At 73.1% G+C, this 20530-nt stretch carries 17 protein-coding genes; 7 read left to right on the top strand and 10 right to left on the bottom strand.

From position 1 onward, the window contains the following. Window positions 1–77: 77 nt before the first annotated feature. Both ACWC5O_RS32660 and ACWC5O_RS32655 read right to left on the bottom strand, forming a co-directional pair. Window positions 78–1100: a tyrosinase family protein gene (locus tag ACWC5O_RS32660; RefSeq protein ID WP_450581156.1), complete on the bottom strand. Its 1023-nt coding sequence runs from the start codon at window positions 1098–1100 to the stop codon at window positions 78–80. Between the two features lie 150 nt (window positions 1101–1250). Next, a complete protein-coding gene (locus ACWC5O_RS32655) occupies window positions 1251–1901 on the bottom strand; it encodes an FMN-dependent NADH-azoreductase (protein WP_450581157.1) in 651 nt (216 codons plus the stop codon). A 117-nt stretch (window positions 1902–2018) separates the two neighbouring features. On the opposite strand from ACWC5O_RS32655, the gene ACWC5O_RS32650 reads away from it, so the two are divergent. Both ACWC5O_RS32650 and ACWC5O_RS32645 read left to right on the top strand, forming a co-directional pair. Then, window positions 2019–2384 (top strand): winged helix-turn-helix transcriptional regulator, encoded by a 366-nt coding sequence (locus ACWC5O_RS32650; RefSeq protein WP_450581158.1) that lies wholly within the window; start codon window positions 2019–2021, stop codon window positions 2382–2384. Between the two features lie 149 nt (window positions 2385–2533). After that, window positions 2534–3307: a VOC family protein gene (locus tag ACWC5O_RS32645; protein WP_450581159.1), complete on the top strand. Its 774-nt coding sequence runs from the start codon at window positions 2534–2536 to the stop codon at window positions 3305–3307. A 4-nt stretch (window positions 3308–3311) separates the two neighbouring features. Here ACWC5O_RS32645 and ACWC5O_RS32640 read toward each other — a convergent pair whose 3' ends face one another. Then, window positions 3312–3773 carry a hypothetical protein gene (locus tag ACWC5O_RS32640; protein WP_450581160.1) on the bottom strand — a complete coding sequence of 154 codons (462 nt, stop codon included), beginning with the start codon at window positions 3771–3773 and terminating at the stop codon, window positions 3312–3314. Between the two features lie 212 nt (window positions 3774–3985). Then, window positions 3986–5254 (bottom strand): hypothetical protein, encoded by a 1269-nt coding sequence (locus tag ACWC5O_RS32635; protein ID WP_450581161.1) that lies wholly within the window; start codon window positions 5252–5254, stop codon window positions 3986–3988. Window positions 5255–5528: 274 nt separating this feature from the next. Between ACWC5O_RS32635 and ACWC5O_RS32630 the strand changes: the two genes are divergently transcribed. Further along, window positions 5529–5894, top strand: a complete 366-nt coding sequence (locus ACWC5O_RS32630) for a hypothetical protein (protein ID WP_450581162.1) — start codon at window positions 5529–5531, stop codon at window positions 5892–5894. Window positions 5895–5938: 44 nt separating this feature from the next. Here the strand turns inward: ACWC5O_RS32630 and ACWC5O_RS32625 are convergent, their stop codons facing one another. After that, window positions 5939–6292, bottom strand: a complete 354-nt coding sequence (locus ACWC5O_RS32625) for a MerR family transcriptional regulator (protein ID WP_450581163.1) — start codon at window positions 6290–6292, stop codon at window positions 5939–5941. Between the two features lie 99 nt (window positions 6293–6391). Between ACWC5O_RS32625 and ACWC5O_RS32620 the strand changes: the two genes are divergently transcribed. After that, window positions 6392–7180 carry an amidohydrolase family protein gene (locus ACWC5O_RS32620; RefSeq protein WP_450581164.1) on the top strand — a complete coding sequence of 263 codons (789 nt, stop codon included), beginning with the start codon at window positions 6392–6394 and terminating at the stop codon, window positions 7178–7180. Window positions 7181–7264: 84 nt separating this feature from the next. Here the strand turns inward: ACWC5O_RS32620 and ACWC5O_RS32615 are convergent, their stop codons facing one another. The 3 genes from ACWC5O_RS32615 to ACWC5O_RS32605 all read right to left on the bottom strand — a co-directional run bounded on the left by ACWC5O_RS32615 (window position 7265) and on the right by ACWC5O_RS32605 (window position 14495). Next, complete coding sequence (locus ACWC5O_RS32615) at window positions 7265–7393, bottom strand: hypothetical protein (RefSeq protein WP_450581165.1); 129 nt, start codon at window positions 7391–7393, stop codon at window positions 7265–7267. After that, window positions 7393–12261 carry a DNA repair ATPase gene (locus ACWC5O_RS32610; protein WP_450581166.1) on the bottom strand — a complete coding sequence of 1623 codons (4869 nt, stop codon included), beginning with the start codon at window positions 12259–12261 and terminating at the stop codon, window positions 7393–7395. The genes ACWC5O_RS32615 and ACWC5O_RS32610 overlap by 1 nt, the downstream gene beginning before the upstream one ends. A gap of 113 nt (window positions 12262–12374) precedes the next feature. After that, window positions 12375–14495, bottom strand: coding sequence for a flotillin family protein (locus ACWC5O_RS32605; protein ID WP_450581167.1), 2121 nt, complete (start codon window positions 14493–14495; stop codon window positions 12375–12377). A gap of 235 nt (window positions 14496–14730) precedes the next feature. Between ACWC5O_RS32605 and ACWC5O_RS32600 the strand changes: the two genes are divergently transcribed. The 3 genes from ACWC5O_RS32600 (at window position 14731) to ACWC5O_RS32590 (ending at window position 18598) form a co-directional block, all read left to right on the top strand. Beyond that, the gene (locus ACWC5O_RS32600; RefSeq protein WP_450581168.1) at window positions 14731–15789 is read left to right on the top strand and encodes a PucR family transcriptional regulator; all 1059 of its coding nucleotides are present in this window, start codon (window positions 14731–14733) and stop codon (window positions 15787–15789) included. A 74-nt stretch (window positions 15790–15863) separates the two neighbouring features. Then, on the top strand, window positions 15864–16853 hold the full coding sequence (locus ACWC5O_RS32595; RefSeq protein ID WP_450581169.1) for an NAD-dependent epimerase/dehydratase family protein: 990 nt from the start codon (window positions 15864–15866) through the stop codon (window positions 16851–16853). Window positions 16854–17131: 278 nt separating this feature from the next. After that, entirely contained in the window at window positions 17132–18598 is a 1467-nt protein-coding gene (locus ACWC5O_RS32590; protein WP_450581170.1) for an FG-GAP-like repeat-containing protein, read from the top strand. 7 nt (window positions 18599–18605) lie between these two features. On the opposite strand, the gene ACWC5O_RS32585 is transcribed toward ACWC5O_RS32590, so the two are convergent. Both ACWC5O_RS32585 and ACWC5O_RS32580 read right to left on the bottom strand, forming a co-directional pair. Next, window positions 18606–19718, bottom strand: coding sequence for a sensor histidine kinase (locus tag ACWC5O_RS32585; RefSeq protein ID WP_450581171.1), 1113 nt, complete (start codon window positions 19716–19718; stop codon window positions 18606–18608). 1 nt (window position 19719) lies between these two features. After that, a complete protein-coding gene (locus tag ACWC5O_RS32580) occupies window positions 19720–20463 on the bottom strand; it encodes a response regulator transcription factor (protein WP_450581172.1) in 744 nt (247 codons plus the stop codon). Window positions 20464–20530 lie beyond the last annotated feature (67 nt).

The following is a 20530-nucleotide window of genomic DNA, read 5'->3' as shown; positions in this document are numbered from 1 at the left end:
CGCCGCTGAGTCCGACGGGCTGAAGCCGTCGATGCCGGGCGTCCCGGGGCAGGCCGTCGTACGGCAGCGGCGGGTGGCTACTGGTAGGAGTAACCGAGCACGGTGATGTCCTTGACGGAGTCGGTGGTGAGGCCGCCGGCGGCCTGGGTCCACCAGGGGTCCAGGCCGGCGTCCGCGCCGGTCACGTTGGGGCCGCCGGTGTGCGTCAGCTGCCACTGGTCCCAGATGCGGTCCGCGTTGGCGTGCAGCAGGAAGAAGATCGGGTCGTTCGACGAGGCCATGGGCTGACTGAGCGTGCCGCGGCACCAGTTGTGCACATTGTTGTGGGCGGCCACCTCCAGGCCGTTGGGCTGGACGCCGGCCATCACCCTTCCGAACGTGAAGGCCGTGAACGTGGGGCGGGTCAGGAGCCCGTCGATGGTCGCCTGGGTCGGCAGACCGCTCGTGGCGGGCGCCGGCCGGGAGACGCCGGTGGGCTTCCACACCCAGTCGGGGCGGGCGTGGTCGTTGGCGTAGTCCCAGTAGGGAATCGTCAGCGCGGGATCGACCGAGCGGAGCAGGTCCTCGAACTTGAGGCAGTACGCGCGGTGCCAGGGCAGGAAGCGCTGGGTGGCGGCCGGTCCCATTCCCTGCATGGTGTGGTGCCGGTGGCTCATGTCCTGGTGGTCGGCGATGAGCTGCTTGTACGCCGGCGTGGTCGCGAGCTGACGCAGCACCTCGTTGTACCGGTCCCGCTCGGCGGTGCTCAACTGCCGGTGGTCCTTGCGCACCCGCTGCGAGGCCCGTACGAGCCTGGTCACCAGGGAGCGGAGCCGCTCCGCCTCCATCGGTGGGGCCATCGGCGCGGCCGTCCCGTCGGCCACGTTCCACCCGGCTTCGCCGAGACCGGCCGCGGCGAGGTGAGCGGCGGGCGCGGCTGGGCCGGGCGGCGCCATGCCCGGCTGGGCGTGCGGCCCGTCCGCCATCATCCGGTTCAGCCGCAGGCCGATCTCCTCGCTGTCGATGAGCTGGGCGGGCGCCCACTCCGAGGCGATCTCCAGGGCGTCCTCGGCGGTGGGGAACCCCTCCGTCGCCACCTTCGCTGCCTTCCTGGGACTCATACGCGGCTCACTCCTCACTCTTGTCCGCCCACACCCCTTCCGGCCGGGCCACCCCACCCACTCTGGGAGGAACCGCACCGGGCGGCGACCGCGGCGGGCCGAACGGACGAGCGAGGGAGACGGAGTTCGCCGCCGAGCCGTCCTTGTGCCTTACGCGGCGAAGCGCTCCGCGAGGGCCTTCGCCTTGCTGGTCGCGTCCTGGAGGGCGCGGTCGCGGGAGGCCTCGAAGAGCGGGATCAGCTCGGACATCGCCGGGTTCTGCGGGGCCATGGTCAGCTCCGGGACGATGAAGTCGAGCTCGAGCCCGAGCGCGTCGCCGAGGACCGCCGTCAGGTAGTTCTGGACGTACTCGTACGGCTCGCGCGGGGTGCCCGGCGCGTAGGAGCCGCCGCGGCTGGCCACGACCGTGACGGGCGTGCCCTTGGCGGAGGGGGCCTCACCCGCGGTGCGGCCGAACAGGATCACGTTGTCCAGCCACGCCTTGAGGGTCGAGGGGATCGAGTAGTTGTACATCGGCGCGCCGATCAGCACCGCGTCCGCCTGCTCCAGCTCCTCGATCAGCTTCACGCGGTCGGCGAAGGCGGCCGCCTGCTCGGGGGTGTGCGCGGCCGCGTCGACGAAGCCGGCGGTGTGGGCGTGGGCGTCGATGTGCGGGACGGGGTTCACGGCCAGGTCCCGGTAGATCACCGTGCCGCCCGGATGCTGCTCCTCCCAGGTCCTGCGGAAGGCGTCGGTCACGGCGCGGGAGGCGGATGCCTCGCCCGGGAAGAGGGAGGAGTCGATGTGGAGCAGCGTGGCCATGGGGGTCTCCAAGGGAACGAGCCCGCGGGTGACGGGATGAAGTTTCGTATGCAGCTATGTCTAACACAGGTACTTACTTTTTTTCATCCCCATACGGTCGGGTAGTACCCTGGCTCCATGGCGGCGGAGCAGACGCATGACGCGGCTCAGTGCAAGCGGGTGGACGACGGCATCACTCGCGTCTTCCAGGTGCTCGGAAAGCGCTGGAACGGCCCGATCCTGTCCGTCCTGCAGGGGCGGCGGACGCACTTCGCCGACCTGCGCCGGGCCATCCCCGGCATCAGCGAGCGCATGCTCTCCGACCGGCTCGCCGAGCTCGGCGGAGCGGGACTCGTGGTCCGCGAGGTCGACGAAGGACCCCCGCTGCGGGTCTCCTACCGCCTGACCGAGTCCGGCGCCGCGCTGGAGCCCGCGCTCAGGGAACTCGGCACCTGGGCGAAGAAGCACCTGCCGGACGCCCCGCCCTGCACGGAGAACGGGTAGACCTGCGGCGCGTACAGATGGAGAGCGGGGCCGACCGGGCTTCCCCAGCCCGGGTGAAACGCCCAGGACTTCCGGGCCGCCGCGCCTGATGCCGTCCATGGGAGCGGCATAGTGACGGCGTCTGAGTTCCGGCCCGCAGGAGGACACGCATGCTCGGCACCGACTTCCGCGCCGGGTCGCCCGTCTGGATCGACCTCGGCAGCCCCGACACGGACACGGCCGCCGCCTTCTACGGTGCCGTCTTCGGCTGGCAGTACCTCTCGCTCGGGCCCGAGGCGGGCGGATACGGGTTCTTCCAGCAGGACGGCAGGACCGTCGCCGCTCTCGGGCCGCTGACCGAGGAGGGTGCGGCGTCGGCCTGGACGACGTACTTCCGCAGCGACGACATCGAGGCCACCGCCGGTGCCGTGACCGCCGGCGGCGGCGGTGTGCGCGTCGAGCCCATGAGCGTGGGCGAGGGCCGGCTGGCCCAGTTCACCGACCCGCAGGGCGCGCGGTTCGCCGTCCTGGAGTCAGGGATGGGCCTGGAGAGGACGTCGAAGAACAACACACTGGTGTGGGTGGAGCTGCACGTCCCCGACCCGGAAGCGGCCATCCGCTTCTACCAGGGGCTGTTCGGCTGGCGCTCCCAGGAGATGCGGGTCCCCGGCATGACCTACCGGGTCCTGAGCATCAGGGAAGGCGACCAGCTCGAGGGATCCTTCGGCGGCGTGGCTCCGCACCGGGGAGAGCAGGAGACGGCGCGCTGGGTGCCGTACTTCGCCGTGGCCGATGCGGATGCCGTCGTCACGGCCGTGCAGGGGAACGGCGGGGCGGTGCTCATGCCGGCCGCGGACGTGCCGGACGTCGGGCGCATCGCCTGGCTCGCGGACCCGGGCCAGGCCGTGTTCGCCGTACTGAAGCCGAACCCCCGCCAGAGCTGACCTCTCACCAGCCTTTCGGCGCGCCGCTGCCCGGTGCGGTCCGTGCGCGGGCCGCCCGGTACGACAGTTCGGGCGCCGCACCCTCTCCTGCCCTGACTCCCAGCCAGGTGAGGAAGGCGAGGACGAAGACTCCCTCGACGAGCAGAGAGAGCGGGCCGTAGGGCGCCTCCCAACCGGGTTCGTAGTAGCCGTTCGGCAGGCCGACGGTGCGCGACAGCAGGAAACCGACGATCATGCCGAGGCTGACGAGCGCCCCGGCCGCCCAAGCGACCATGGCGCGCCGCATGGTGACGAGCGCGAGCGCCACGACCAGCATGACGGCGCTGCCCACGGCGAACAGGACGCCGATGTAGAACATCTCCTCAAGGTGATCAGGAACGAGCAGAGTGTGCAGCACCGTGTTTCCGACGGCACAGCACACTCCCAGCCCCCTCAGGGTGACTTCGGTGGCATTGGAGGTCATCATGACTCCAGCTGTTCATTTCGCAGTGTTTCGTCAGGATTGATCCCTCTGTCTCTATACGGCTGGCAGCGCTCGGGGGATTGCGCCCGGACTGCCGCTTCCAGGGCGCGTCGCCCTGCGAGACCGTCACCACCTGGGCGACGGGGCGCAGTTGGACGTGATCGGGCATGGGATCCGGGCCAGGAGTGCCGGATCCCGTGCCAGGACCGGTGAGGTCAGGGACCGATGGCGGCCTTGACCGGGTACGGGAAGCTCTCCTGCTGCCAGACCACCGTGAACCGGGCGCTCGGGGCGGTGTCGACCTGGGGGACGCGGCCGTCCGAGGTGAGCGTCTTCGTCGCACCGAACGTGCCGGAGCGGCTGACCGTGCGGGCGCTGGTCCTGGTGTAGCTGTACGGGGGCGTCGACTTGGGCACGATCGTGTGGAAGACCAGCATGCCGTCGCCGTCGTCGTCGAGGGCCAGGTCGGGCCGGTCGCCGAGGCCGAGGGTGGTGACGGCGCCCCGGGTGCCGCCCGCGGACAGCCGGCGGCCGAGCAGTTCGAGCTTGCCGTCGGTGTAGCGGGTCCACACGATCACCGAGTCGCCGTCGAGGTCCGTCGCGAGCGCGTGGTGGAAGCCCACGTTGTCCGTGGCGGCCGAGATGCGCAGCGGGGCCGCCAGGGTGCCGGTGCGGCTCCAGCGCGAGGCCCAGACCTGCGCGACGGTGCCACCGCCGGAGTGGTAGCTGATGACCGCGTCGCCATCCCGGTCCACGCCGACCCGCACCATGCCGAAACCGCCGTACGACGCGATCGGCGTCGTCAGCACCTTCGTGGCGGAGACGGCTGTCGAGGTGATCCGCTTGGCCACGACGTCCGAGGCCCGCGCCCAGGCCACGACGAACCGGCCGCTCCGGTCGACCCCGACGGCCGGCTTCTCGGCCGAGCCCGAGCCGAGGGAGACGGGCGCGCCGACCGTGCCGTCGAGCTCGAGGCGCCGGGCGACCGTGTACCAGCTGCCGTCGCGGCTCTCCGTCCAGGCCGCCAGCGCGGTGCCGCCCGGCGTCACCGCGACGGCCGGGGTGGTGGCGGGCGCCGACGTGGAGAGCTTCTGGAGCGGTCCGACGAGGCTGCCGGAGGCGGCGACCCGCCGGCCCACGACCTGGCTGTCCTGCTGCCAGACCACCGCCGAGTCCCCGGTGTCGTCGGAGGCGATCTCCGGCCAGGACACCGCGGCACCGTCCGGCGACAGGGTGCGGATCGCCCCCTTGGTGCCGCTCGCGTACCGCACCCGGGTCTGGACCCGCTGGTAGGAGTACGTCGTCGACATGTCACCGGCCGTCCAGGCCAGCAGGGCGTCGCCCTGGCGGTCGACCGACACCTGGGGCGAGTCGGCGGCGGACCAGCCGGACGCCGACACGCTCCACGACGACGTCCAGGCGGCCTCGGCGTTCATGCCCACCGTCGCGGTGACCGCGAGACCGGCCGCCGTGGCGACGGACATCCCTGCGAGCACGCGACGCTGCACTGAACGCCGATGACGTGCGATACGCGGAGCCACGCTCATCCCCTTGTCCTGGCTTCCATGACAGGGGTCACAGCCGTCACACAGGTACCCCTGGTACACCAAGCGCACATTCAGGCTCAAACATCACAGCGGCCACTGCTCGGCAGCCGGGGCGACGGGCTCACCCCCTGGGGGGCGCGGCCGGTCACCGGGTCCCGCCTGAGTACGAGAGCGGATGCCGGGCACGCCCCCGGGCGCGCACGATCCCCTCATGACGCTTTCCTCCCCGCCCCCGCCGGGCCGAACTCCCGCCACCGCCCTGCTGGTCCTGACCGCGGTCCTGCTGGCGCCCCTGGTGTACGGGCTGTACTGGCTGGGCCACGACGCCATGGAGTGCACCAGCGCGACGGGCTGCCGCGGCAACCACGACGACAAGGTGGCGCTCGTGAACGCGGCCCTGGTCCTCTTCGGCGCCCCCTCCGGCGGCGCCGCCCTCACCGGCTTCGCGGGAGCGGTCCTCGGACGCCGGGCCGGCGTCTGGGCGGCGACCGGCGCCCTTCTCGGCACCCTGGCGACCTGGGCCGCCACCATCGCCTGGCTGTACGTCAGCGTCCAGAAGGCGAGCTTCGACTTCTGAGCCGGGTTTCCCGCCTGAGGGCACGTCGGCCGGCTGCGACTCAGTCACGCCGCGTTCTCGGTGGCGGCGATCGTCCGGCGCAGAAGGCGTCGCGCGGTGTCCAGTTCGGCGGCCCGCTGGTCGAGGACGTCCAGCTGGGTGCGGAGGGTGGTGAGGACGCCGGGACAGGGGCGCAGCGTCGCCTCGTCGAAGGTGCAGGGCAGGACCTGGCGGATGATGCGGGTCGGCAGGCCGACGGCCAGCAGGGCGCGAATGCGCCGCACTGTCTCCACCGTCCGGTCGTCGAACTCGCGATAGCCGTTGGCGCGGCGCTCCGAGCTGATCAGCTCCATCCGCTCGTAGTAGCGCAGCAGGCGCTCACTGACTCCGGCACGACGCGACAGCTCCCCGATCAGCACCGACCAGCTCCCTCCGACTTGACCTTCCCACCGTGTCAGGGAGCAACAGTGCACTGATCGGCCACATTCCGCGCCGATCGCCAAGGAGGGAGAGAGTCATTGATCATCGATGCGCACAGCCACGTCCACGACCCCGTCGAGGCACACGTCGGGCTGCTGGACGAGGCCGGGGTGGACCGCGCCGTGCTGTTCGCCACCCGCCCACACCCGGAGCGGGCCGGTGACCTTGCCTCGCTGCGCCGCGAGATGACGATCCTGGACGAGGCCATCGGGGGTCGCGCCGGCGACGTCGAGGGGTACCGCAGAGCGTGGGGGGAGTTGGACGCCGCGCTCGCCGCACAGCCGCAGCGGTTCATCGGCTTCCTGTCCGTACCGCTGGACCTGGAGCCGGAGCAGACTGCCGCGACCGTGGAACGCGAGGTCGTCGGGCGTGGGCTGCGCGGAATCGGCGAGCTGACACCGCCGCCGGGACGGGCAGAGGTGATCGAACCGGTGCTCCAGGCGGCGGCAGATCACGGTGGGCTGCCCGTGGTCGTGCACGGATCCGCCCCGACCACGGCGGACGATCTGATGAAGATGTCGGCGCTCGCCGGCCGGTATCCGACGGTCCCGTTGGTGGTCAGCCAGCTCGGCGGGCTGAACTGGATGCAGGCTGTCGAGCTGGTGAGGGACACCCCGAGCATGTACCTGGAGCTGTCCACGGCCAACATCGTCTTCGCGGTCCGGCTGGCCATCAAGGAGATTCCGGACCGGACCCTGTTCGGATCGGACGCGCCGTACGGCGACCCGGTCCTCGCCCGGGCGATGGTGGAGCGGGTCACCAGCCCGGGAGAGGTACGCGACCGGGTGCTCGGCGGGACGATCGCCGAACTGGTCGGGCTCGGCTGATGCGGGCCCGGCGTCCCCCCGGTGCCCGACGGATCGGGCGCTTCGGATGCTGCAGGGATGACCGCGATGCCGTAGGGACGTAGGTCAGTCGCCTTCGCCCCGTCCCCGGTCCCGGTACGCGTGGGCCAGTTGCCGGTCCCGGCGGATCAGGGCGTACGTGGTCGACGCGACGAGTGCGAGGGCGGCCGACACGGGGGCCAGGAAGTACAGCATCAGGACCCGTCCCGTACGCCGGTCGCCCGGGTGATGGCGGACTCGACCGCCGCGACCCGGTCGGCCAGCAGGCCGAGGGCGGCCACCGCGCGGGTCAGGGGGTCGTCGCCGGGGCCGCCGAGGGTGCGGGCGCGGACGTCGGCGGTCTTCACCTCGGCCCAGCGGGCCGCCTGTTCGGGGCCGAGGGTGCCGCGCAGTTCGGCGAGCTTCAGCAGGTTGGCCTCGGCGCCGGTGGTGAGGGTCTGGGCCTCGGCCGTGTAGTGGTCGGTGATCACGGCGGCGAGTTCGGTGTCGTTCATGACCGGGCTCAGGCGCTGGGCGATGCGGTTCAGGTCGCGGTAGGAGCCCTGGAGGCGGAACGGCGGTTCGGTGCGGGCCGCCTCGGACCGGGCGGCGGAGGCGATGTAGGCCGCGTTGACCGTGAGGACCGTGTCGCGGGCGGCGAGCAGGTGGCGCAGGACCGCGAGGACACGGTCGAGTTCGGCGGGCGGGACAGGGTGGGCGAGGCGGTCCGCGCGGGCCGTGGGGTCGGCGGAGGCCAGGCGGACCAGCAGGTCCAGGTCCGCGCGGTCGCGGCCGGCGAGCGGGGCGAGGAGCGGGTGGGCGGTGAGGGCGTTCTCGACGAAGCTGAGCGCGAAGACGTCCTCCTTGCCGGTGAGGACGTCGCCGAGGTTCCAGACGTCCGCCCGGTTGGCGAGCATGTCGGGCACGCGGAAACGGTCCCCGGACTCGGTGTAGGGGTTGCCGGCCATGCAGACCGCGAAGCGCTTGCCGCGCAGGTCGTAGCCGCGCGGCTCGCCCTCCCACACCCCGTCGACCCGGCGGGTCGCGTCGCACAGCGGGATGAACTGCTGCAGCAGCTCGGGCGAGGTGTGCTGGATGTCGTCCAGGTACAGGAGCGTGTTGTTGCCGGCCGCCAGCGCGAAGTTGATCTTCTCGATCTCGCGGCGGGCGGTGGCGTTCGGGGCGTCGGCCGGGTCGAGCGAGGTGACGCCGTGGCCGAGCGCCGGGCCGCTGACCTTGACCAGCATCAGGCCGAGGCGGTCGGCGACGTACTCCATCAGCGTCGTCTTGCCGTAGCCGGGCGGGGAGATCAGCAGGAGCAGCCCGCCGGTGTCGGTGCGCTTCGACTCGCCGGTGGTGCCGAGCTGCCGGGCCAGGCTGTCGCCGACCAGCGGGAGGTACACCTCGTCGACGAGGCGGTTGCGGACGAAGGCGGACATCACCCGGGGGCGGTGGTCGGCCAGGCGCAGGCGCTCGCGTTCGGCCGCCACCAGGGTCGTACGGCGGCGCTGGTAGGCGCGGAAGGCGGGGACCTCCAGCTCGGCGAACCGGGCCGTCCTGGCCAGGAACTCGTCCAGGCGCAGCGGCAGCCGGCCGCCCGTCACGCGCGGGTGGGCGCCCAGCAGGCCCTCCGCGGTCGCGGTCAGCGGGGCGTCGCCGTCGTAGCGGGGCAGGTCCGGGCACAGCTCGGCGGCGACCGCCTCGGCCAGCTCACCGGGGCCAGCCTCGGCACCGGTGGCGGCCGCGTACGACGTCAGCCACGCCTCGGCCACCTGCCGGCGGGCGCCGAGGTCGGCCAGGGCCTCCAGGTCCCGGGCGTAGTCCGAACCGCCCACCGTGTGCCGGAACTTCTCCAGCAGGGTGCGCGCGGTCGCACCCAGGACGAAGCCTTCGGAGCCGGACGTCAGCTCGTCGAAGAGGTACGCGGCGGCGGCACGCCCCGGCGGCCTGTCACCCCCCTCACCGGCGTCCCACCGCCCGATCGCCTCCGCCAGCTCCCCCACCAGCTCGGTGAGGGCGCCCGACGGGCCGAACGTGTCCCGGGCCCGGGCCAGTGACAGCGCCCGCCGGGACCAGGCCTCCCGCGCGGCCGGCGTCGTGCCGTGGGCCCAGAACAGCTGGGCCGCGGCCCGCGCCGCCGGTTCGTGGCGCAGGGTGCCGGCGCCGTCGTGCAGGGGCAGCAGGGCGGTGAGGATCGTGGTGGTGTCGTGGTCGTGGACGCCGCGTTCGTAGCCCTCGTCGTACGACTCCTGCGCCGCCTCCCGCACCAGGGCGGGCAGGTCGGCCGCGGCCAGGGCGGCCGGGCCGTGCTCGGACAGCAGCCGGGCGGCGAGGTGTTCGGCGCGGTAGACCTCGGGCGACTCGGACGGCAGGTGGCGGCCCCAGAACGGGCGGGTGTCCGCGAAGCCGGGGTCCGTCACCGGGCGGCGGTAGTCGGTGCCGGTGACCGCGAAGGCGAGGCCGTCGCCGTGCGGGACCAGGGTGAGGTCGAGGGGCTGGGTGTTGACGGCGAAGCGGTGGCCGCCGAGGAGCAGGGTGCGGCCGTCGTCGGCGTACAGGTCGGTGCGGTCGCGCAGGGCGCGGGCGGCCTCCTGGCGGGCGGCCTTGAGCCGGCCGTCCAGCTCCTCGGCGCGCACGCCGTCGCCGAGGGCCCGCAGCTCGTCGGCGGTCCGGCGGACCTTGGCGACCATCGGGTCGGAGGCGAAGTACGTGGTGACCGCCTCGGTGTCCGCGAGTGCGGCCGCGCGGCGGTCGACCGTCTCCAGCACCCGGGCGGCGGAGGCGGCCAGTTGCTCGGCGCGGCGGGCGCGGGCGTCGGCGAGGGACTGCTTGCGGGCGGCGAAGGCCTCGTAGATCTCGGCGCGCCTGTCGGCGAGTTGGCCGAGGAAGTCGTCGAACTCGGCGAACCGGGCGTCCAGGTCCTCCAACCGGCCGAGCAGCAGGGTCAGTTGGTCGTCGCAGGCCTGAGGGCTGGCGGCGGCAGCGAGCGCCGCGGTGACCGCCTGGGCCAGCAGGGCCGTCTCGGCGGCGAACTCGGCGCGGCCCTCGTGGTCGAGGAGGGTACGGCGGCGGGCGTCGAGGGTGGCGCGGGCGCGGTTGACGCCGCCCAGCACCTCGGCGATCCGCTCCAGGACGGCGGTGCGGACGGTGGCGTCGGCGATGTCCAGGCCGGTGACGACCTCGGTGACCGTGCGCAGCCCGTCGGCCAGCTCGTCCAGCCGGGCGGCGACGGTCGCGGCCGCGGCGACGGTCGGCGCCGCACCCGCCTCCGCCACCAGCTGTTCGACCTCCGCCTGCTGGATCGCGAGGGCGTCCTCGCGGGCCAGGAAGGACACCGCGCGCCGCCCGAAGGCCGCGAGGTCCCCCGCCGCCTCGGCGGCCAGCTCGTCCACCCGGGCGGTGTCCGCGTACCGCAGCTCCTTCAGCGTCAGCAGATGGCCCTGCGCGTGCCGGAGTTCGGTGAGCCCCCGCACCCAGGAGGCGGCGTCCCGCGGGGCCTGACCGCGCAGCCGGCGCACCACGGCGGCGATACGGACCGCTGCCTCCTCCAACGCCTCATCGGCCTGCCGGGACAGGGCCCGTACGGTCTCGAACTCGGCCAGCACCTGCTCGGCGGTCTCCCGCACCGCCGCCAACGGTGTGTGCAGATCGCCGAGTTCGGGCTCGCCCAGCCAGTGGTGGGTGTCGGCGGCGCGCACGCAGGCGGCGGCCAGCACCCGGTAGCCCTCCCCCGTCCCGATGCCCTCGGCGACGAGCCGGGCGACCGACAGACAGTCGGCGAGCCCGCGCACGAGGTCCGCGTTGCCGATCCGGGCCAGCACGCCCGTGCCGGTACGCAGGGCGGCCGCGTGGGTGTCGGAGACGTACGGCGAGGTCCACCACTGCACGGGGTGCGCGTGCGCGGGCTCGTCGCCGTCGGCGCGCAGCACGGCCAGGGTGCCGTCCTCGAACAGGGCCCAACCCCGGCAGGGCAGCGGGGTGGCGACCTCCTTGCGCAGGGTGTTGTACGACAGCAGGAGCGTGCGGCCCTCGGCCCGGGAGCGGAACGCGTACAGCACGTCCTCGCCGTTCGGCGAGCGCACCTCCCGCTCGAACTCCAGCCCCGTCGCGTCGAGTTCGTACCTCTTGTGGACGCCCGAGGCCAGGCAGTAGCCGCCCGGGAAGACGATGCCCTGGTCCTCGGGCAGCCGGCGGCACGCCTGTCCGATGCCGTCCAGCCGGACCACCGACCGGCTGAGCGTGTCGAACACCAGGTACCGGTCGGCGTCCTCCTTGTACGGCCGCACCCGCAGCAGGACCAGCGCGCCCACCTGCGCGTGCGCGACCCCGGCGTCGGCGAGGGCCTGCAGCGGCTCCTCGACCGGCTCGGCGTACAGCTCCTCGCCCTCCGGACCGCGCACGGTGAGCCGGCCGCCGACGGTCGCCACGCCCACCCCGCCCGGCACCGCCACGTACGGGTCCCGGCCGCGGCCCCCGAGAACATGGTCCTCGCGGGTGGTCCCGGTCCAGGCGAAGTCGTGGGCGGGCGGGACCACGTCGTCGCGGTCGCCGCGCGCGTCCAGGAACCGGGCCCCGCCGTCGGCGGTCAGGCTCCAGCGCAGGGCACGGACGTCCTCGGCCTTCTCGCCGGTGCGGAAGACGGCCAGCAGCCGGTCGTCCAGGCGGCGCAGCCGCAGCAGCCGGGCCTGCCGGTAGTAGCGGTGCAGGGCCGTGAACTCCCGCACGAACGCGGGGTCCTCGAGCAGTCCGGGTACGGCGTCCTCGGGCAGCCGGTTGAGGTCCCGGTCGTACAGGGCGAGGACGTCCGAGGCCGCCGTCCCGTCGGCCGTCCGGCCGGTGCTGCCGAACAGCAGCGCGTCCCCGACGGCGACGACGTCGCAGGGCACGCACGCGTGCCCGGTGCGCAGCCGCCCGGTGGCCGTCAGGCCCAGCCCGGCGGAGCCGAACTCCTCGGCGCGGCGCGCGTTGAGGGCCTCGGCCCGCCGGGCGAGGTCGGCGGCCTGGGCGGTGAGGCGGTCGCGCAGCACCTCGTAGGTGCCGGCGTCGACGGCGTCGTACGAGCCCGTCTCCGGGGCGGTTGCCATGGACGGCGCTTCCCTTCAAGGGCTTCGAAGACTGTTGAGTACGTGAACTTCGCGTGGGTGAGCAGGGGGCTGCCGGGCCGCCGACCCCCGTACGGCGACCCGGCAACCGGCCGTCAGTTCCTGGCGGCGCCGTTCAGCGCGGTCAGCGGGGTGTCCGCGAGGCCCAGCTCACCGGCCCGGTCGAGCAGTTGCCGGAACTGTCCCGCCTCCGGGCCGCCGGACTTCATCAGCTTCATCAGCAGCGCCGACACCGTGAGGTTCTGCACGTCGGCGGTGCCGAGCGAGCCGAGGATCCGGCTCAGGTCGTCGGTGAAGCTGCCCGAACCGTCCAGCCAGGGCTTCGCCAGCGCCTGCGCCGTACGGGAGTTGTCGACGAAGCCGTCGACGCCCTTGCCGAGCGAGACCGCCGACACCAGCCGGTCGAAGAAGACGGACTCCCCGCCGACGATGTCGATGTCGGCGTTCTCCAGGCCGGTCGCGAGGACCGTGGCCTGGGCCTCGGCGACCTGCCGCTGCGTCTCCAGGCCGGCCAGCCGGATCTCCTTCTCCGCCTGCAGCCGCAGCCGGTACTCCTCGTGCCCGCGGGACGCCTCGTCCAGGGCGGCCATCGCGGCGGCCTTCTCGGTCAGACCCGCCGCCTCGGCCTTCAGCTTCTCCCCGATGCCGGTGGCCTCCGCGAGCGCCTTCGCCCGGGCGCCCTCCGCCTCGGCCTTCAGCCGCGCCTCGGTGGCCTGAGCCGCGGCCCGCGCGCCCTCGGCCTCGGCGAGCGCCTTGGCCTGCGTGCCCTCGGCCTCCGCGCGCAGCCGCGCCTCGGTGGCCTGTGCCTCGGCCCGGCCGGACTTCTCGATGACCTCGGCCTCCTTGTCACGGACCTGCACGGCGGCGAGCCCCTCGGCGGCGGCCTCGGCCTGGACGCCCTCCGCGAGCCGCAGCTTGGCCCGGGCATCGAGGTCGGCGGTCTTCAACCGGGCCTCGGCGAGCGTGAGTTCCTCGGCGGCGCGGTGGATCGCGGCCTGCTCGGCGGCCTCGGCCGCCTTGATGTCCTTGACCAGCTTCTCCTGCGCCTCGGCCTCCGCGCCGATGACGAGTGCCTGCCGTTCGCGCTCGGCCTCCTCGACCAGACGCAGTTTCTTGATGGACTCCTCCTGCTCGGCGACCGTACGGTCCACCGCGACCCGCTCCCGGATGACCTCGGCGATCTCCCGCTTCTCCGCCTCGACCTCCTTCTCGGCGGCGATCCGGGTCAGCTGGGTCTCCCGTTCCCGGGAGATGACCTCCAGCATCCGGTCCTTCTCGATGCGTTCGTTCTCGACGGCGATGACCCGCTCGCGGTTCTTCGCGGCGACGGCGACCTCGCGTGCCTGGTTCTCCCGCTGCACGCCCAGCTGTTCCTCGGTGCGCAGGAAGGCGCCCTGCGCGCGCAGCCGCTCCTCCTCCACGACCCGGGCGGTCTCCGCCTCCTCGCGGGCCCGGGACGTTTCGATCTCCCGCTTCTGCTTGATCTCCGCGTCCGCCTGCCGCCGCTCCAGCTCCAGGATGGCCTCGCGGGCGTCGACGTTCTGCCGGGTGATCTCCTTCTGTTCGTTGCGCTGCGCCTCGTTGGTGCGCACGTGCTCGACCGCCGTCAGCTCGGTGATCTTGCGGATGCCCTGGGCGTCGAGGACGTTGGCCGGGTCGAGCTGGGTGAGCGGGGTCTGCTCCAGGTAGTCGATCGCCGCGTCCTCCAGGTGGTAGCCGTTGAGGTCGACGCCGATCAACTCGATGATGTGGTAACGCAGTTCCTCGCGCTTGGTGTACAGGTCGGTGAAGTCCATCTGCTTGCCGACGGTCTTCAGCGCCTCGGAGAACTTCGCGTGGAACAGCTCCTGCAGCGTGTCCTGGTGGCTGGCGCGCTCGGTGCCGACGGACTGGGCGACCTTGATGACGTCCGGGACGGTCTTGTTGACCTTCACGAAGAACAGGATCCGGATGTCGGCGCGGATGTTGTCCCGGCAGATCAGCCCGTCCCGGCCGGAGCGGCTGATCTCGATGGTCTTCACCGAGATGTCCATGACCTCGGCCTTGTGCAGGATCGGCAGCACGACCTGCCCGGTGAACGACACGTCGACCCGCCGCGTCTTCGACACGATCAGGGCCTGGCTCTGGTCCACCTTGCGGTACAGCCGGGCCGAGGCCGACAGCGCGAGCAGTACGACGGCGAGACAGACGGCGACCAGCACGCCGAGCGCTTCCATGGCATACGTCCTTGTGCGTCAGACGATGAAGACGAAAGAGCCCGGCTCCGGTGCCGGACACCTGCCGGTGTCCGGCACCTGAACCATCCGTAGTGCTCCCCCGTCCGGCGATCGTGCACCCGGGGCGTACCCCCGCGCACTGCCGGTCTCCGGCAGCGTTCACTATGTTCTCGATGCCGGACAGGCGCTAAGAGAGCGTCACCGGCGCATCAAAATCACGGGGGATGGGGACGGCGTGACCGAGCAGGCGATACCGGCGCACTATCTGGACGGCTATGCCCACACTCTGGCCGAGGTCGCGGCCACCGGCCGCCGGCTGACCCGGGAGGAGCTGGCCGCGCGCCGGTCCCTGGGCGAGCAGGCCGCCGAATCCGGCCACGGACTGCGGGCCCTGGTCGTCGCCCACCTGGCCGCCGCCCGCGCGGCCTGGCCCGGCACGCCCGGCTCGGCCGACAGCGCGCTGGCCGCCGTGCAGCAGGCGGTCGACGCCTTCGCCGAGGGCTACGAACGCGCCCAGCGGCTCGCCGTGCGCCGCGAGGAGGCCGCGCGCCGGGAGTTCATCGACGACCTGCTCTACGGCCGCAGCGATCTGGGCCGCCTCGCCGAGCGCGCCGAGCGGTTCGGCCTGAGGCTGTCCCGGGCGCACGCGGTCGCCGTCGCCGAGGGCCCGGCCCCCCACACCGAGGGCGACCCGGTGACCCGGCAGGTGGAACGGGCCGTCCTGGCCCGCTTCGACGCCCGCAGCATCCTGCTCACCACCAAGAACGGCCGGCTGCTGTGCGTCGCGCCCGGCGACGAGGACGAGGTCCTCACCTACTTCGCCAAGCAGGCGTACGCGTCGGCCGAGGGCTGCCGGGTCGCGGTCGGCCGCGCACAGCACGGACCCGGCGGGGTCGTGCAGTCGTACGAAGAGGCCGTCGCCACACTGGAGATGGCCGCGCGGCTCGACCTGGACGCACCGCTGCTGCGCGCCGCCGACCTGCTCGTGTACCCGGTCCTCGCCCGCGACCGGCAGGCGATGGCCGATCTGGTCTCGCACACACTCGGCCCGCTCACCGCGGCCCGCGGCGGACCGCAGCCGCTGCTGGACACGCTCACCGCGTACTTCGAGTCGGGCTGCGTGGCCGCCGAGGCCGCCCGCCGGCTCTCGCTCAGCGTGCGTGCCCTGACCTACCGCCTGGAGCGCGTGCGCAAGCTGACCGGCGCCGACCCGGCCGACCCGGCCCACCGCTACCCGCTCCAGACGGCGGTGATCGGCGCCCGCCTGCTGGACTGGCCCGCGAAGCCGCTCTGACCACTCCTTACGGAGGGGTGACGTACCGCCCGTCGCAGCCGGCCGCGGGCGGGTCGTGGACCTAGCGTGGCCGTATGCGTGTACTGGTCACCGGCGGTGCCGGCTTCATCGGGTCCCATGTCGTCGACGCACTGCGGGCGTGCGGGCACGAGCCGGTCGTGTACGACGTCCGGGACGATCCGGCCGCCGACGTGCGCAACCCGATGGCCGTCGCCCGCGCCCTGTCCGGCATGGACGCGGTCTGCCACCAGGCGGCCATGGTGGGCCTCGGCAACGGCGTGGCGGACGCGGCCGAGTACGTCTCCCGCAACGACCTGGGCACCGCCGTCCTGCTCGCCGCGATGGCCGAGGCGGGCGTACGGCGGCTGGTGCTGGCCGGGTCGATGGTGGTCTACGGGGAGGGCCGCTACGACTGCCCCGTACACGGTGCCGTACGTCCCGGCCCCCGTGCCGCCGCCGACCTGACCGCGGGCCGCTTCGACCCGGCCTGCCCCCGCTGCGGCACCGAACTGTCCCCCGGCCTGGTCACCGAGGACGCCCCGACCGACCCGCGCAACGTGTACGCGGCCACCAAGCTCGCCCAGGAACACCTGTCCGCCGCCTGGGCCCGCTGCACGGACGGCACGGCGGTATCCCTGCGCTACCACAACGTCTACGGCCCCCGCATGCCGCGGAACACCCCGTACGCCGGGGTCGCCTCCTTCTTCCGCTCGGCCCTGGACCGCGGCGAGCCTCCACGCGTGTTCGAGGACGGCCGCCAGCGCCGGGACTTCGTGCACGTCCGGGACGTGGCCGCCGCCAACGTCACCGCACTGGAGGCCGAGCCGCGCCCCGGAACGCTCACGGCGTACAACACCGGCAGCGGCACGCCCCACACGGTCGGCGACCTGGCCCACGCCCTGTCCACCGCCTGCGACGGCCCCGAACCGCTGATCACCGGCGAGTACCGGCTGGGCGACGTCCGGCACATCACGGCGGACTCGTCGCGGCTGCGGGCGGAGCTGGGCTGGAAGCCGGAGGTGTCCTTCGAGGAGGGGATGCGGGAGTTCGCGCGGGACCGGTGAGGCGTTACGGCACGGTTACTGCTCTTGCCACTGCCGAGGAGTTCCACTCCGGCTGTCGCCCGCCGCGAAGAACAGCCGGCCGGGGATCCGTACGGACCGGGGTGACTCCCGTCGGCGTCCACAGCCTGTGGACGGGCGGTCAGGGCCATCACCCGGTCAGCAGCAACTGAATCAACCGCCCCGAAGACCGCAGGAATTAACCGAACTCCCGTACAACTCTCGCCTTTCTTCGACGGTCTCCTCATAGCGCCACCTGGCGCCCGGGATCCGCCCCGACCGTGGGAGACACTTTGCGCAAGCGCACCTGCCTGCTGACCGCCACGCTGCTCGCCTCCGGCCTGACCCCGGTGGCCCTGGCCGCCCCCGCCTCGGCCGCCCCTTCGGGGCTCCAGGGCGACTTCAACGGGGACGGCTACCGGGACGTGGCCGTCGCCGCCTCGTTCGCCACGGTGGGCGGCAAGGCCGAAGCCGGCCAGGTCGCCGTCGTCTACGGCACGGCGAGCGGGCTGAACCCGGCCAAGCACCAGCTGATCAGCCAGAACACCGCCGGCATTCCCGGCGACGCGGAGAAGGGCGACCAGTTCGGCGAGCAGATCGCCACCGCCGACCTCAACCGCGACGGCTACAGCGATCTCGTCGTCGGGGCACAGCACGAGAATGCCGGCAGCGCCCAGGAAGCCGGCACGGTCGTCATCGTCTGGGGCTCCAGGAGCGGCCTGTCCGGCGGTACGACGGTGAAGAACCCGCAGACGCTGTACGGCAGTTACTTCGGGCTGAGCATCGCGGCGGCCGACTTCACCGGCGACGGCAAACCCGACCTGGCGATCTCCGCGCAGAGCGACACGCAGAACCCCAGCAGCTGGCGGGTCCGGCTGATCCGGGGCCCGTTCGCCAAGTCCGGCTCGACGGGCCGGGTCTCCTCCTACTCCCCCGGCATCGACAGGCCGGACCTCACCGCCGGCCGGGTGAGCGGCGACACCAAGGCCGACCTGGTGGTCACCGGGCAGAAGCCCAACAGCGACCATCTCGCCACGGCCGTCTACTACAAGGGCACCGCCGACGGCATCAGCAAGACGGCGAGCCTGCGCACCGCCGAGACGGCCGCGATCGGCGACCTGAACAAGGACGGCTTCGGCGACATCGTCCTCGGCAACCCGGAGGACCCGGCCACCGACCCCTCGGCCTCCACCGGCGGCAAGATCCACGTCATCTACGGCACCTCGTCCGGCCCGAGCGCCACCCGCCGGATCTCGCTCACGCAGAACACCTCGGGCGTCCCGGACTCCTCGGAAGAGGTCGACCGCTTCGGCCAGGCGCTGGCGATCGGCGACTTCGACAAGGACGGCTACGGGGACCTGGCGGTCGGCGCGCCGGGCGAGACCTTCGGGGACGACTCCGACTACCGCTCCTCCGCCGGAGCGATCACCCTGCTCCGGGGCTCGGCCTCCGGCCTCAGCACAACCCGCCCCGTGTTCCTCACGCAGGACAGCCCCGGTGTGCCGGGCACGCTGGAGGCGGGCGACAACTTCGGCGACACCCTCCTCGCCTCCGACGTGAACCGTGACGGCCACGCCGACCTGACGGCCGCCGCCGTCGGCGAGAACGACCCCGAGGGCGCGGTCTGGTTCCTGCCCGGTGCCTCGTCCACGCTCTACTCGACGACCGCGTCCACCACCTTCGGTCCGACCGCGCTGGACCTGCCGGCCCGTAAGTACACCGACTTCGGGGCCGAGCTCGCGGGCTAGGAGACGTCTACGCCTCCGCCGCCGGCAGGGTCACCTCGAAGCGGCAGCCGCCCGGGATGTTGCGGACGGTCGTGCTGCCCTGGTGCGCCTCGACGATGCCCCGGACGATCGCCAGGCCGAGCCCCGCACCCGCCGGCGGCGTGCGCGCGTCCGTGCCGCGCCAGCCGGTGTCGAAGACGCGCGGCAGGTCCTCCTCGGGGATGCCGCCGCAGCCGTCCGTCACCGACAGCACCACGCCGTCGGGGGCCCGCTCGGCGGCGATCGCGACCGTGCCGTCGGCGGGGGTGCGGCGGATGGCGTTCACCAGCAGGTTGGCGAGGACCCGGCTCATCTCCTTGCCGTCGACCTCCACCGGCAGCGGCTCCACCCGGTCGCCCACGAGCCGTACCCCGTGCTCGCGGGCGAGCGGCCCGACCCCCGCGAGGGCGTCGCCGACCAGGTCGTACAGCGAGATCCGGGCCGGGCTCAGGGGCAGCGTGCCGGCGTGGATGCGGGAGAGTTCGAAGAGGTCGCCGACCATGTCGTTGAGGCGTTCCACCTCGGTGCGGATCTGCTTGAGGTAGCGGTCGGGGTCAGCGGCCACCCCGTCCTCAAGGGCCTCCGACATGGCGCGCAGCCCGGCGAGCGGGGTGCGCAGATCGTGCGAGATCCACGCGACCAGTTCCCGCCGGGAGGTCTCCAGCGCCCGCTCGCGTTCCCGGGACGCGGCGAGCCGGGCGCTGGTGGCGGCCAACTCACGGCTGAGCGCGTCCAGTTCCGCGGTGGCGGGGGCCTCGGGCGCGGCGAAGGCACCGCCGTCACCGAAGTCCCGTGCCGCGTCGGCGAGTTCACGGCTGCGGGCGACGACCCAGCGGCCCAGCAGCAGCGCGGTGACCAGGGAGACCACGGCCGCCATGGCCACGACCGTGGTGACGACCCGCAGGTCGTGCGAGGACAGGAACATCGCCTGGGCCACGGCCATGGTCCCGGCGAGCATGGCGACCACGCCGACGGCCGCCACCACGGCCAGCGAGGCGGTGAGGGAGCGCCGGCGGATCAGCCGCAGCACGGCCGCTCCGACGAGGCCGGTGGCGGCGGCGCCGAGGAAGGCGTAGAGGGCGATGAGCAGGGTGTCGCGCATGTCAGTCGCCCTCCGTCCCGGTACCGGTGGGATCGAAGCGGTACCCCACACCCCACACCGTCCGGATGAGGCGGGGGCGGGCGGGGTCGTCCTCGACCTTGCCGCGCAGGCGGCGCACATGGACCGTGACGGTCGACAGGTCGCCGAAGTCCCAGCCCCACACCTCCCGCATCAGCTCCTCCCGGCCGAACGCCCGCCCCGGATGCCGCAGGAAGAAGGCGAGCAGGTCGAACTCCCTGAGGGTGAGGGCCAGGTCGGTGCCGTTCTTGGTGGCGCGGCGGGCGGCCGGGTCCACGGTCAGACCGGCCGCGCCCAGCGGGCCGCGCGGCACGGCGGGCCGGGCGCGGCGCAGCACCGACTCCACCCGCAGCACCAGCTCGCGCGGGCTGAACGGCTTGGTCACGTAGTCGTCTGCGCCGACCTCCAGGCCGAGGATGCGGTCCTCCTCGTCACCGCGCGCGGTGAGCATGACGACCGGCACCGGGCCGTGCTCGCGCAGCCGCCGGCACACCTCCAGGCCGTCCATCCCGGGCAGCATCAGGTCCAGCACCACCAGGTCCGGCCGGTGCGCGGCGGCGCGGGCGAGGGCGTCCGGGCCGTCGGCGGCCCGGTCCACGGCATATCCGGCCCGGTCCAGGTAACCCGCGACGACCTCGGCGACGGTCGGATCGTCGTCCACGACGAGGATCCGGCCCAGGGCGCCGGGGTGCGGCCCGGCCTCGGGTGATGCGTACGGCTGCTGCATGTCTCCACCCTGGCACCGAGCCGCCCGGGAGGCTCGGCCGCGGCTCCGACGTCCGCGTTTCGTAAGG

The sequence above is a fragment of the Streptomyces sp. NPDC001450 genome, from assembly GCF_053597295.1.
The sequence above is the reverse complement of the archived record's forward strand: the minus strand, read 5'-3'. Positions and strand labels throughout refer to the sequence as shown.